We start from the raw sequence: 13,615 nt of genomic DNA on the forward strand, positions 1-13,615 counted from the left end.
TTTACTTGAATGCCGCAACCATAATTGCGCCCCCAAGCATTCCTTTCTCAAATTCCACACGTGAGAATCTTTCAAGAAGGAGTGACTCGAGTTTTTTATTCTGAGGCCAGAGTTTGTAGGTGCCATATAGAGTAGCAAACTTGAGGCCAAGTCTTCCTCCACCAATGACTGCCAATATAGGAAGTATTGCTCGGAGATAAAATGACACCCCTACTCTGATTATTGGATTATCAGGCTTGCCAAGATCAACAATAACAAATCTTCCACCTTTTTTTAATACGCGATGTATTTCAGATATTGCGATTCTGAGGTTAATTGCATCTCTAAGTGAGTAGCCTGCAAGTACTACATCAAACTGTTCGTCACGAAATGGAATGTGTTCAAAGACTCCACATGTTAGTTTGGGAGCTATAGAAAATAATCGACTAGTATTTTTTAGCATTGGTCTTAATGGATCATACAAAGTTATATCCAGATTACCAGAACAGATCTTGGATGCTGTCTTTGACATGTTTCCAAAACCGGAACCGGCATCAAGTATATGATCTCCCTGATTTACTCTTCCCTTGATTCCGCGTTGACGAAACTCTGAATCCCTTCCAAGTGAAATCAAAGAATTAACTTTATCATAGACAGGAATTATTTTCTCCAAGACATCGAGGACTTCACCCCAATAACTTCCAAGGCCCACATCAGACTAGAAATGGTACGACATTATATGTCATCAGGGTTTTGACATATGTTACACTCAAAGGTTTTACCAAAAATTAAATCAGCCACAATCTTTCTCTGGACTAGTGTACTATTGTCCCAAGTGTAAATCAAAGATAGACGTACAACGTACTTTTAATCAAAAAATACATTTTGGATGTCCCAAGTGTAAGATCGAAGACATCATAGATTCTAAAAAGAATTTGGATGAGGCATTTTTAGAATTTTTAATAAAATTTGACAATGACGAGCTACCAGCTAGTGATAAATCTGGAACAACTCTGGAAAAAGAAGGAATTTTGCAGACAGAAGATGAGATAAACAAAATGATAGGCAGTTCCAAGATTGCAGAAATTACAAGGTCTATTTTGTTCTCAAAGAGGCACTATGTCTCACACTTTAAGGTAATTGAAGAGCCCGACCCTGAGATGGGCTCTACTGTGACAGATTCAGGTCTTGACCAACGAATAGTTGAGGCATTGGAATCAAAAGGAATAGAGAGATTCTACAAATTCCAGGAAGAGGCTATACACCATATTGTTTCTGGCGATAATGTTGTAATTACTGCCCCCACTGCATCAGGAAAGACAGAGGCCTTTGTAGTACCAATCATAGAAAGAATAAGCAATTCAAAAAGTTCCATCTCAGCAATACAAGCAATTTTTGTTTATCCAACCAAGTCTCTTTCACGAGACCAATATCCAAAGATTAAAGAAATTGCAGACAAGCTTGATATCAAATGTGCAGTATTTGACGGGGACACCAAACAAATAGAGCGAACTGAAATTCTTGCCAGTCCACCTCAAGTAATAATAACAAACTTTGATGTGCTACACTATCACCTATGGCACAGAACTAGATTTGCTTCTTTGTTTAGTACAACAAGATTTCTTGCAGTCGATGAAGCTCATGTCTACTCTGGAATTTTTGGCTCCAATGTTCATTATATCATAAAACGATTAAAAAGGATTGCACCAAGACTACAGATAATTGCAGCATCTGCAACTTTGGATAACGCGTTATCATTTTGCCAGATGTTGTTTGGAGTAAAGATGGTCCAGGTTTCCGGCTCTGGCAAAAAAGGCAAGATAGAATTTTCAATGCTCTTTCCTTCGTTGATGACACAACGTGCACTGATGATTGATATTCTAAAAAAATTGACAGCAAAACAACACAAGACTTTGGTCTTTTCAAACTCACATCTAAATTCCGAACTTTTGGCACTTCAGGCAAGAAGACAAAAAGTCGACATCAAGGTTCATCGGGCAGGCCTTATGGCAAATTATAGAAGATCAGTTGAGAACTTGTTCAAGACTGACAAGTTACTTGCAATATCTGCCACACCTACACTTGAACTTGGAATTGATGTAGGAAATGTCGATGGGGTGATATCATCTACCATACCAGTCAATAGACTCACGCAGAGAATAGGCAGGGCTGCAAGAAAAGGCCAAGGAGGATACGCATTCCTAGTGCTTGGCAACGACCCAATCTCGCAATATTACAAGAACCATCCAGGAGATTATTTTGAGGATGTAGAACAAATCTACATTGATCCAAAAAATCCCTTTGTTGAAGAGTTTCAGGTTATTGCAATGGCGTGTGACAAACCAATTGCAAAACACGAATTGCCTGAACATAAAGAGGTTATCGAAAGACATGTTGGCTCAGGCAATCTAGTTCTAATTGAAAATAGATATGTTCCAAATTATGATCAGATAAAATCTATTTTAGAAGATTATAGCATAAGAGGAATAGGAAGATCAATTGACATATTTCTAAATGGTAAAAAAGTTGGAGACCGAGTATTACCAATTGCATTAGAAGAGCTTCATCCACAAGCGGTTTACTTTTTGGCTGGTACTAGATATCAAGTCAAAGAAATAGGGTACCCAGAAAAGATGACTGCAAAATTGGAATACCTTCCAAAGAATTATCCATACTATACAAAGTCTTTAACAGAAGAATGGCCAACCATTGAAACAATTTTTGAGAAAAGATTTGCAAATGGAATCGAAGTTGCATTTTGTAAATTACATATTCAAAAAAGAGTGTACGGCTATGTCAACTTGGAGCTGGGTCAAGAGGCAGCACAAGGTCAAAAGATAATTTTAGAAAAACCACTTGATTATGATTTTGTTACAAAGGGAATTGTCTTCAAGGCACCAAGACCACTAGATGAAATAAGTAAAACAGAGAATGAAGAATATGTAGAAGCTAGCGGATATCATGCCACAGAGCATGTAGTAATTGAAGGAAGTAATATGATAACAGGCGGGGTATCACAGGACCTAGGCGGCATTTCTCTTGGAACATCAGGCCTTGTCTTTGTTTATGATTCTGCCATAGGAGGAAATGGTGCAAGTAGAGCACTATTTGATAGGCTTGAGAAGGCCTTTGAGCGTAGTTTGAATATAGTATCAGAGTGTCCATGCCAAAGCGAATCTGGCTGTCCTCGCTGTACCTTCTCTTACAGATGTGGTAACAATAATGAATACCTACACAAGCTTTCGGCAAAAGAGATTCTCCAGAGAATTACAGATGGTGAAAAAACAGAGATTACAGAACCTGTCGAGGGGGATAAACCTCTAGTCTAGAAAATAGTCTTTCGTCAAAAATATGGCATCATCATCATTATCTTGATTACTCATCTACTAAAATCAGGATTTGTATTATTTCAAGACTTTCCAACAAATCATAACCGTTCCGTATTACGTAGTCAGATTCAGTTTTTACTCACAAAGGACAGGCTTTGCCTTTTTGTTAATAAAGAGTAAAAATAGAATCCCCCTCCAAGAACGAAATTGTGAGTGCATCTACAAGTTAACTGAGATGTCGGTTTGTTGGGAATTATTTGTAACACGTGTATTTTTCTTACCATCTAACAATAGGGGGTAATTTTTCAATATCTTTTGGCAATAATATGGTAAAAGTAGTAGGATGATTTCTTGCGGAGAGTGTGCCGTGATGCTGTTCAATTATGTTTTTACAACTTGGCAGACCTAGACCAGTACCGTGTTCTTTTGTAGAAAATAATGGCTCAAAAATTCTTTGCATCGATTCATCAGGTATTGGAGAGCCAGAGTTTTGAACATCTATTTGGATCTCATTTGCTTTCTTGACAAATCTTATCAAAATTTCTCCAGATGTATCTTCGCCAATTGATTGTATTGCATTTGTTAACAGATTGTAAAAAACAACTTCCAATTTTGTACCATCACATTTTAGTGAAATATCATTTTCTGGTATGATTATTTTCATATTGTCTGGAACTCGGATTCCTTCTAATGAATTGTGAATTATATTCAATAAAGAATTTTTTTCTAACATCAACGGCTGTGTTCTTGCAAAATTCAAAACATCGCTTATGAGCATATTCATTTTAGTAACAGAACGGCTTATTTTTGCAAAATGTTCAAAAATTTCCCGATCAATCTTGTCTTTATATCGGATGGTCATTACATCTACTGCATTTTTGATTATAGACATGGGATTTCTTAGGTCATGGGCTAGATCAGATGCCAATTCACCCAAAATTTCCAGTTTTTCTTTTTTGATGTCTTTTTCAGTTTTAATCTGTTGTACACTGGTAACAAATTCACATCTTAATCCAAGTGATTCGTGATGCTTCCAAATCGCTTCTTCGTTGGGAGCATCCAAGATACAGTATAACTTGTCTTCATTTTTGTTGTAAAATATCTCTAAATGTTTAACACCAAAATTATCAACTGGCGAATTTACTGCTTTTTCCAGATCTTCAGGATTAAGACCTTTCATATTGTGACCGTCAACAAAAATAGGCATTAGAGTATTTGATATACGTTTTACAAATAAAAGTGTTTTACTTGTAATTTGTAGAATTTACTACGCAGTGCATTCATAATATTTTCATCATTTTTACCATTCACAACGGCAGTGGTAAAAAATGTCATTTTATCAGAAATTTTGCATAAATGCATTTCTTAGCTTCCAATACACCCACACCCCCAGATTTTAAGTGATAGTGTTCTGTTAACACGTGTCCGCAATCACCACCTTTTGGCTGAGCAATATCACACTTACACCATTCCATCTCTTAATGAGTTAATTTTTCTTCTTCCAGTGATTTCTGACTAAACATTTCCTTGTCTTCCAGATAGTTCTAAGACTAGATTCCTAGAACAATACAAATTATTAATCACATAAACAAATACCAAAACATGGATAAAGTTGCAATAGTGACTGGCAGTTCAAGTGGAATAGGTTTTGAGACTGCACTTGCACTAGCACGTGAAGGATATCATACATATGCAACCATGCGTGATATAAGAAAAGGCAGTAAAATTTTAGATATTGCAAAAAAAGAAGATCTTAAAATCGAAGTTGTAGAACTTGACGTCAATAACGAATCTACTATAAAAAAAGCAGTTGAAAAAATAGTAAATGAAAAAAATAGAATTGACGTTCTAGTAAATAATGCCGGATATTTTCTTGTTGGGTGTTTAGAGGATTTATCAATTGGAGACCTAAAAGATCAGTTTGAAACAAACTTTTTTGGAGTGGTAAGAACAATTCAAGCAGTTCTGCCCACAATGCGAAGTCAAAAATCAGGAATCATAGTAAACATAAGTTCAGTAGCAGGAAGGATTGGATTTCCAGTAACTCCCGGATATATCAGTTCAAAATTTGCATTAGAGGGTTTGAGTGAATCAATGCGGTATGAGCTATTTCCATTTGGAATTAAAACAATAATCATAGAACCGGGTGTAATCAAGACAAATCTTTTTGCGACCCTAAAAAATACAACCAAGGCAAACTCGCCATATAAGGAGATGGCAGACAAGGTGATGAAGGGATTGGTAATGATGTCAGAGATGGGAACGCCTCCACAAGAGGTTGCAAAGACCATAATCAAGGCAATTACATCTGAGAACCCATTACCTCGCTATCCTGTTGGAAATGACGCCATAATGTTTCTTGAAGCAAAAAAAGACAAGACAGACATTGAGTTTGAAAATTACATAAAAAAAGAGCTTTTTAGCTAAAATACATCAATTTAGTCACCGATTCATTAATTCAAAAAGGTTAGAACAAAAAATTCCATGATTTTCATACTATTACTTTGGTTAGATTGATATACGTCGGAAAGTCAATTTTTGTCAAAGTCAACAGATTTAATCAAAAGTTTAGTGATAACAAAAATGAAATGGAAAACCCTTCAACACAATGGCATTGCGTTTCTTCCTCCTTACGAGTCAAAAGGCATTACGATTAAGATCAAGGGAGAGAAGGTTCCTCTAAGCATTGATGCTGAAGAGATGGTGTACCAATGGGCAAAAAAGAAAGACACGCCTTATGTTAAAGATCAAGTTTTCCAGAAAAACTTTCTAGCAGCATTTGTAAAAATACTTCCGTCAAAATTCAAAAATAATTCACTAACTGATATCGACTTTTCTGAAGCATTCAAGGTAGTCGATATGGAAAAAGATTCCAAATTAACCATGACTAAAGAGGAGAAGAAAAAGATTGCATCTACAAGAAAGGAGATCAAGGAGAAAATGAAGGCAAAATATGGCACGGCAGTAATCGACGGAAAAGAGGTTGACGTTGCAAATTGGATGGCAGAGCCTCCAGGACTTTTCATAGGAAGAGGAGATCATCCACTCAGGGGCAAATGGAAACCAAAGATTACAGAAAAAGACGTTACACTGAATCTTGGAAAAGAAGCCAAGGTACCTCCTGGGAATTGGGGCAAGATTATTCACGAGTCTGATTTTATGTGGCTTGCAAGCTGGATGGATGTACTAACCGATAAAAGAAAATACGTCTGGCTATCTGATACATCTGACCTCAAACAAGAACGTGACAAGATGAAATACGACAAGGCAACAAAACTTGCAGCCGAAATTGACAAAGTTTTAGGATTAGTGATTAAAAAAATGTCAGACAAGGATGAGAAGGTAAGAAGAGTTGCAACTGTTTGTTATTTAATTTACAAAACTGCAATGAGAGTAGGTGATGAAAAGGATCCAGATGAGGCAGATACTGTAGGTGCTACAACTTTGAGAGTCGAACATGTCAGTCTAAGACCAGGCGTAATAGAATTTGACTTTTTAGGAAAAGACAGTGTGAGATGGCAAAAACCACTACCGGTAACAGAACAAGATAAAATGTTTTATGAGAATCTCAAAAAACTTACAGAGAAAAAGAAAAAGGATGATCTCATATTTGATGGAATTACTTCAAGACACGTAAATGAATTTCTTGGCGGTATAGTAAAGGGCCTCACTGCCAAAGTATTTAGAACATATCTTGCAACGCAGGTAGTTACAAATTATCTTAAAAAAGTGGACAACCTAAAATCAAAATCTGAAAATATCAAGATATACCATGCAAGACTTGCCAACTTGGATGCTGCAATAACATGTAATCACAAGAGAACCATACCTAAGAACTTTGATGAAGCTTTACAGAAGAGACGTGATGCAATTAAGAAACTACATGAAACTAAACCTAAAACTGAAAAACAAACCGAGAAATTAAAACAACGCGAAGAAAAATTAAAACTTACGCTAGAATTAACTGAAAAAACTCGAGATTATAATTTAGGAACATCGCTTAGAAATTACATCGACCCGCGAGTTGTCAAAGCTTGGTCAGATGCAGTTGGACTAGAATGGGAGAAACTTTACACATCTGCACTTCAAAAGAAATTCCAATGGGTATCCAAGGTTGATACCAATTGGAAAAACATCGCACAAACCTAAGCAAGTTACATTTAATTGCATCAAGAATTTAGGCGTTAATTATGCCGGGGTAGCTCAGCCTGGCCTAGAGTGCCAGTCCATACAAAGGGTATTACTCATAATCTGGAGGTCGTGGGTTCGAAACCCACCCCCGGTATACACCGTTTTGTTTAATACTCTAACAGGCGTATTATGCAGGCTTGAGCCAAAAGACTTCTAATCTCAAAAAATCTTCGGTTTACGACTATGATACACTAACGGACGGCATATTCAAACTCATAAGAAAAGATCTGTCTGTTGAAAATTTCATCCACAATTGTTTATAATGAGAGATCTAAACATTTTCAGTGAATCAAGTGTAATGAACAAATTAACTGTAACCAAAATTTTCTCAATTATTGTAATAGTCATAGGCATTATGGTGACATTTGGTTGGATTTTTGACATTGCAAGTCTAAAGTCAATTCTTCCAAATTATGTAACAATGAAATTTAGCACCAGCGTATCTTTTATCTTCAGTGGGGTTACACTATATTTTATTTCAAGGTTCAAGGAAGGAAAAAGCGCTATTGCTCAAATAGCTATACCAGCATCAGGATTAGTTATAGCACTCTTCATGGTGACCAATTTGATATCTAGTTTTCTTCCCTTCCAAACCGGATTGGAGAATATCTTTGTAAAAGAAACAGGTAATGCCATATCAACAACAATTCCTGGCAAACCCTCAATTGGAACGATGGTAAATTTTATTTTTATAATTGTATACGGAATTTTTTCAATGTCTGACTCTATCAGGCTTAGAAAATTTGCATTCGGGGTAGGATATTTTGTTATTGGAGTCGGTTTAGTATCACTTGTAGGATATATCACAAACTTGCCATTGCTCTATTATGCTAGTCCTGGAGTGAGCACCGCAATGGCACTTCATACAAGTGTGTTATTTGTGATATTAGGTTCTGGAATGATTCTCTTACGATCTTACTATCAAGAGATTGGTACAGAGTCTCTGAGTATGAAGAAAAAATTGATGTCTTTATTTCTGATTATCTCTATGACTCCCATTATTTTTCTAGGCGTACTAAGCTATGGAATTACAAAAGAAATGGTGTCCGCAGATGCTTTTGAGATCAGTCTTTTGATACTGACTGCAACATCTGCTATAATTGTAGGAATCTTTTCCATTTCCATATCAAAATCAATAGTGAATCCTATTTTGAAGATAAGACATGTCGTATCTCAAGTATCAAAAGGAGATTTAGATGTAAAAGCAGATGAAAGGTCTACCGATGAATTAGGAGATCTTGCCAAAGATTTCAATCAAATGACTACCAGTATAAAATTAAATGAAGCGATGAAGATTCAAAATGAAAAAATGGTTGCAATTGGGAACACAGCTTCTAGATTAGCTCATGACATAAGAAATCCATTATCTGTAATTCTGAATGGTATAGAATTGCTTAAAATGTATGAGAAAAATATGGATGAGGTAAAACTACGATCATATGCAAGACTTGAGAATGCCATTCATCAGATAACAGCACAAATAGAAGATGTGATGGATTTTGTAAGACAATCCCCACTTGAGTTGGCAAAACACTCCTTGTTAGATATATTAAAAAATACTGTAGGGATTATAGTCATACCAAATACAGTTAAAATAGAATTTCCAAAAAATGACGCAATAATTATTTGTGATCAATTAAGGATTTCAAATGTTTTTTCTAACCTTATTTTAAATGCGATACAAGCCATGAATGATAATGGCACGATAAAAATACGAATCACTGATGATGAGAATAAATCAGTAATTGAATTTGAGGACACTGGTCCTGGCATCTCAGATGAAATATTGCCTAAAATATTTGATCCTCTGTTTACCACAAAAGCTAAAGGAACAGGCCTGGGTTTGGCAACTTGCCAGAGTATTATCAAACAACATGGAGGTACAATATTAGTGAATCCAAAACCAACCATATTTACAATATCTTTTTTCAAAAATAAACCAACTCTTTGAATTTATGAACGCTTGATGGCTCGTTTGACTGATTCTCTATTCTTAAGAAGATAGTAGGTAGAACTGTTGGATTTGAACCCCACTTTGGTAATTCCACTTGTAATAAGCCTTACAAGTTTTGCGGGATGTGTTTCCACATCAAACCATTGCCATCCCAAATATTGTTTGTTGGGTAGATTCTCCTCTTCTTTTTGTACTGCTAGCTGAAGAGTCTTGAGATATTCCGGCTTTTGAGCTAGTAGCTGGACAGCATTGTTATAATCTTGCATACATACACACCTATACATATATGCATATGTCTTTTTTATAAACAATTAAATGCATATTGTATGAATTTAGCCTCAAAGATCCATTCTATGAAAAATAATTTCAACAATATCATGGGATCCACACTGGCTGACAATAATGATTAGTAATCTTGTTTTGTTCCAGATTCCAATTTTGCTGTTCTTGGTAGGAGCACTATCTGGTCTGTTATCACGAAATAGCAGACTTGCACGACCAATGATATTTGTCCCTGCCATGATTGGTTCAATTTTTACCATCATATTTTCAATCGACATCATAACTGGCGCATCATTAAAATTGGCTATACCAAACATACTTCCTTTCTTTAATCTTGAAATCTTTGTTGATGGAGTATCTGCATTTTTCATGTTAATAATTGGAATAGTATCATTTGCTGTTTCATTATACTCGATCGGATATTCAAAGGAATACGAAACTAAAAAAAGAATATCGGTCTTTGGATTTCTTTTTAATATTTTTATCCTATCAATGATTCTTGTTGTGTCATCAAACAATGCTTTTTTCTTTTTGATATTTTGGGAATTAATGTCACTAGTTTCGTTTTTCTTGGTAATCTATGATCATGACAAGGAAGAAAATCTAAAGTCAGGAATTACATATCTTGTGATGACACATTTTGGAACTGCTCTTATTTTTGTGTCATTCTTACTTGGATATATTCAGACAGGTAGTTTTAGTTTTGATTCACTGCGTGAATCGTCTGCTTCATTTCCATTGTTGGTAAAAAATCTTGTATTTGCTTTTGCATTTATTGGATTTGGAGTAAAAGCGGGAATTGTACCGCTACATACTTGGTTGCCCCATGCACATCCATCTGCTCCAAGTAATGTTTCTGCATTAATGTCTGCAGTTATGATAAAAATGGGAATTTATGGCATAGTTAGGACAGTTTTTGATTTTTCTGGCTTTGGTGCCTCCCCTGACTTTGCATGGTGGGGAGTTCTCATGATTGCTGTAGGTTCCATATCTGCAGTAAGCGGCGTGCTATATGCAGTAATTGAGCATGACATAAAACGAGCCCTTGCCTACTCTAGCATAGAAAACATAGGGATAATTCTAATCGGATTAGGACTCTCAGTTGTCTTTGCGGCATATCACCTTGTATCACTCTCAGTATTGGCCTTTGTTGCAAGTATGTATCACACCATAAACCATGCAGTCTTCAAGGGATTACTTTTCATGGGTGCAGGCTCTGTTGTATATGCTACCCATTCTAGAAACATAGAAGATCTTGGTGGAATCATCAAGCAGATGCCATGGACTTCACTGTTATTTCTAATTGGGGCTGTCTCCATAGTTGGATTGCCACCATTCAATGGTTTTGTAAGCGAGTGGTTGACGTTGCAGGCTTTTCTTTCAAGTTATCAGATACCGTCAACAATACTGCAAATATCCATTGCATTTGCAAGCTTGCCTTTTGCACTCACAATAGGAATTGCATCTGCCACATTTGTTAGATTGTTTGGAATAACATTTCTTTCAAGAGCAAGAAGTAAACATGCTCTTAATATCAAAGAAGTTCCACGCAGCATGATTATTGGAATGGCAGTGTTGGCAGCTGCTTGCATCCTACTTGGAATACTTGCATCTTTAGGAATTTCGTTGATAAGTTCCGCATTCCATTTACCTTCACAACCTTCCAGTCCCTTGGATAGTATAACGTTGCAAAATAATGCAAAGAATGCAGTACATCTCTCCATGCCATTTGTTCTGATATTGTTCTCAGCTATAGCAGTTGGTGCTTTTGGTTTTATTCGAACAATTGGTGGAAAAACCAGCAAGACAATCTACGGAACATGGGATTGTGGATTTGGAAATCTAAATGAAAAAATGGAATACACTGCAACATCATTATCTCAACCAATACGTGCTGTCTTCAAAGTTTTTTTCAAGCCACATAATGTTACAAGTAAGGAATTTTTTGTATCAACAAATCAATACTTGATAAAATCTATCAAATTCAATTCTATAACAAAAAATATCTTTGAGGAAAGCCTGTACCAACCAATAATATCTTCCACTCTTAGAGTCTTGGACAAGATACGAAAAATCCAGACTGGAAAGATAAACTCATACTTGCTTTACATAATGATAACCGCAGTCGCACTTCTCTTGTTTGTGAGGTTGAGCCATTAATGCCTAGTCTTGCAGAGATTGTAATTGGTATAGTCCAATCTCTTTTCATCATATCATTTTCGCCTCTGATGGTTGGAATAATGAATAAAACCAAGGCAAGAACGCAGAAAAGAATCGGCTCAAGCGTATTTCAGCCCTATTATGACATCATAAAACTTGTACGTAAAGACGAAGTGGTGTCAGACCAGAGTTCATGGATCTTTAGATCGTCACCGTGGATTAACTTTGTAGCTATTGGTACTGCCGCATTTTTTATTCCCATATTTCTTTCATATTCACCGTTTGGATTAGTAGGAGATATACTGCTAGTTATTGGCCTGTTTGCCCTTGCTAGATTTTTTACAATGTTGGCAGGTCTTGACGTATCTAGTTCCTTTGGCGGATTTGGAAGTAGTAGGGAGATGATGATGTCTATGCTTTTGGAACCTGCATTGTTTCTTACAATATTTGTTGTATCTCTCACATATGGAGGAAGTAACATTAGTGGCATAGTAACTACATCTGCGGATTCTTCATTGATTTCTCATCCACAACTAATCTTTGCAATGATTGCAATGTTTGTCATCATATTAGGTGAAACGGGTAGATTACCATTTGGTAATTCAGCAACACATCTTGAACTTACCATGATTCATGAGGCAACGGTTCTAGAATATTCAGGTAAGAGTTTAGCTCTCATAGAATGGTCATCAGCAATAAAGCAACTCATACTGTTATCGTTAATTATCAATATCTTTGTTCCGTGGGGAATCTCTTCATCTGTATCAGTACCATTACTTACAACAGGACTGCTATTGTTTATCGTAAAAGTTTCATTACTTGCTGTATCTATCGCATTTCTAGAATCAAGAGTTGCCAGGTGGCGTCTTTTTAGATTGCCAGATTTGATTGCGATGGCAATTGCTAGTTCCATGATTGGAGTTGTTTTCTACTATCTCTAGTTGATAATTATGGACACACATCAAATCATGATATTTTCTGGTGCTATACTCCTCATTGCTACCTTTGGTATTGTCACAAGACGTGGATTTGCGGACTGGCTTGGTGCATATAGATATCAATCAATTGTTCTTGCAGCAGTGACTGCACTAATTGCATATGTGACAGGAATTTGGGAGATCTATATTGCTGCAGGTCTCACCCTTGTAATAAAATCAATAATAATTCCCAAAGTCTTACTTTACGTAACAAGAAATCTTGAGATAGAATTCAAGGTAGAAACAAATCCATACGTAAGTCTTAGAGCATCAGTAATAATCTCCGCATTTCTTGTTGCGTTGTCATATTTTTTAACACAGCAAATACCATTCAAGTCAGATCCAATAGTAAGCACTTACTTGCCAATATCTATCGCATTATTTCTCATAGGTCTTTTTGTAATTGTAAACAGGAGATCTGCACTCAATCAAGTAGTTGGTCTTTTGATAATAGAAAATGGGCTCTTTCTATTCACCCTGACATTGACGCATGGTGTATCACTCATCATCGAGATGGGCATTTTTGCAGACATATTGGTTGGAATCATAATTTCATCCATATTGCTGCTTAGGATTAGCCGCACATTTGATAGCCTAGATGTGGGAAAACTGCAAAACTTGAGGGATGATTAGATGGAGTTGACAGATATTTTCAGTGGATCAAATGGTACTATACTTGCACTACTCTTGACTCCAGTCATAGGAGCAATTCTTGTTACTGTGATAAGACAAAAAAGAATATC

Annotated in this window: 10 protein-coding genes and 1 tRNA gene; 8 read left to right on the forward strand and 3 right to left on the reverse strand. The window is 36.2% G+C overall.

Annotated features, from left to right (window positions below):
- Position 1: 1 nt before the first annotated feature.
- Positions 2-691, reverse strand: a complete 690-nt coding sequence (locus tag C0Q33_RS00350; RefSeq protein ID WP_101476617.1) for a class I SAM-dependent methyltransferase — start codon at positions 689-691, stop codon at positions 2-4.
- Positions 692-797: 106 nt separating this feature from the next.
- Between C0Q33_RS00350 and C0Q33_RS00355 the strand changes: the two genes are divergently transcribed.
- A complete protein-coding gene (locus C0Q33_RS00355) occupies positions 798-3,308 on the forward strand; it encodes a DEAD/DEAH box helicase (protein ID WP_245867258.1) in 2,511 nt (836 codons plus the stop codon).
- A gap of 277 nt (positions 3,309-3,585) precedes the next feature.
- Here C0Q33_RS00355 and C0Q33_RS00360 read toward each other — a convergent pair whose 3' ends face one another.
- Complete coding sequence (locus tag C0Q33_RS00360; protein ID WP_101476618.1) at positions 3,586-4,515, reverse strand: nickel-binding protein; 930 nt, start codon at positions 4,513-4,515, stop codon at positions 3,586-3,588.
- A 395-nt stretch (positions 4,516-4,910) separates the two neighbouring features.
- Here C0Q33_RS00360 and C0Q33_RS00365 point away from each other — a divergent pair, with 395 nt between their 5' ends.
- From C0Q33_RS00365 to C0Q33_RS00380, 4 genes are all read left to right on the forward strand, one after another.
- A complete protein-coding gene (locus C0Q33_RS00365; protein WP_101476619.1) occupies positions 4,911-5,735 on the forward strand; it encodes an SDR family oxidoreductase in 825 nt (274 codons plus the stop codon).
- A gap of 156 nt (positions 5,736-5,891) precedes the next feature.
- A complete protein-coding gene (locus tag C0Q33_RS00370; protein WP_101476721.1) occupies positions 5,892-7,457 on the forward strand; it encodes a DNA topoisomerase I in 1,566 nt (521 codons plus the stop codon).
- 43 nt (positions 7,458-7,500) lie between these two features.
- A tRNA-Met gene (locus C0Q33_RS00375) sits at positions 7,501-7,593 on the forward strand.
- Between the two features lie 204 nt (positions 7,594-7,797).
- Positions 7,798-9,450, forward strand: a complete 1,653-nt coding sequence (locus C0Q33_RS00380; protein WP_165776395.1) for a sensor histidine kinase — start codon at positions 7,798-7,800, stop codon at positions 9,448-9,450.
- 2 nt (positions 9,451-9,452) lie between these two features.
- Here the strand turns inward: C0Q33_RS00380 and C0Q33_RS00385 are convergent, their stop codons facing one another.
- Positions 9,453-9,719 (reverse strand): hypothetical protein, encoded by a 267-nt coding sequence (locus tag C0Q33_RS00385; protein WP_101476621.1) that lies wholly within the window; start codon positions 9,717-9,719, stop codon positions 9,453-9,455.
- A gap of 136 nt (positions 9,720-9,855) precedes the next feature.
- Here C0Q33_RS00385 and hyfB point away from each other — a divergent pair, with 136 nt between their 5' ends.
- From hyfB to C0Q33_RS00400, 3 genes are read left to right on the forward strand one after another with little or no spacing between them, the layout of a single operon-like run.
- Complete coding sequence (gene hyfB / locus C0Q33_RS00390) at positions 9,856-11,895, forward strand: hydrogenase 4 subunit B (RefSeq protein WP_101476622.1); 2,040 nt, start codon at positions 9,856-9,858, stop codon at positions 11,893-11,895.
- Positions 11,895-12,836, forward strand: coding sequence for a respiratory chain complex I subunit 1 family protein (locus C0Q33_RS00395; protein WP_101476623.1), 942 nt, complete (start codon positions 11,895-11,897; stop codon positions 12,834-12,836). Before hyfB ends, C0Q33_RS00395 begins: the two co-directional genes overlap by 1 nt.
- Positions 12,837-12,845: 9 nt before the next feature.
- Positions 12,846-13,505 carry an NADH-quinone oxidoreductase subunit K gene (locus C0Q33_RS00400; RefSeq protein WP_101476624.1) on the forward strand — a complete coding sequence of 220 codons (660 nt, stop codon included), beginning with the start codon at positions 12,846-12,848 and terminating at the stop codon, positions 13,503-13,505.
- Positions 13,506-13,615: the final 110 nt, after the last annotated feature.

The organism is Candidatus Nitrosotalea bavarica (assembly GCF_900167955.1).
In the GTDB taxonomy this organism is placed as follows: domain Archaea; phylum Thermoproteota; class Nitrososphaeria; order Nitrososphaerales; family Nitrosopumilaceae; genus Nitrosotalea; species Nitrosotalea bavarica.

Coding starts and splice junctions, on each gene's coding strand:
- C0Q33_RS00360 (WP_101476618.1), bottom strand. CDS start 4,515: ATGCCTATTTTTGTTGACGGTCACAATATGAAAGGTCTTAATCCTGAA.
- C0Q33_RS00365 (WP_101476619.1), top strand. CDS start 4,911: ATGGATAAAGTTGCAATAGTGACTGGCAGTTCAAGTGGAATAGGTTTT.
- C0Q33_RS00370 (WP_101476721.1), top strand. CDS start 5,892: ATGAAATGGAAAACCCTTCAACACAATGGCATTGCGTTTCTTCCTCCT.
- C0Q33_RS00380 (WP_165776395.1), top strand. CDS start 7,798: ATGAACAAATTAACTGTAACCAAAATTTTCTCAATTATTGTAATAGTC.
- C0Q33_RS00385 (WP_101476621.1), bottom strand. CDS start 9,719: ATGCAAGATTATAACAATGCTGTCCAGCTACTAGCTCAAAAGCCGGAA.
- hyfB (WP_101476622.1), top strand. CDS start 9,856: ATGATTAGTAATCTTGTTTTGTTCCAGATTCCAATTTTGCTGTTCTTG.
- C0Q33_RS00395 (WP_101476623.1), top strand. CDS start 11,895: ATGCCTAGTCTTGCAGAGATTGTAATTGGTATAGTCCAATCTCTTTTC.
- C0Q33_RS00400 (WP_101476624.1), top strand. CDS start 12,846: ATGGACACACATCAAATCATGATATTTTCTGGTGCTATACTCCTCATT.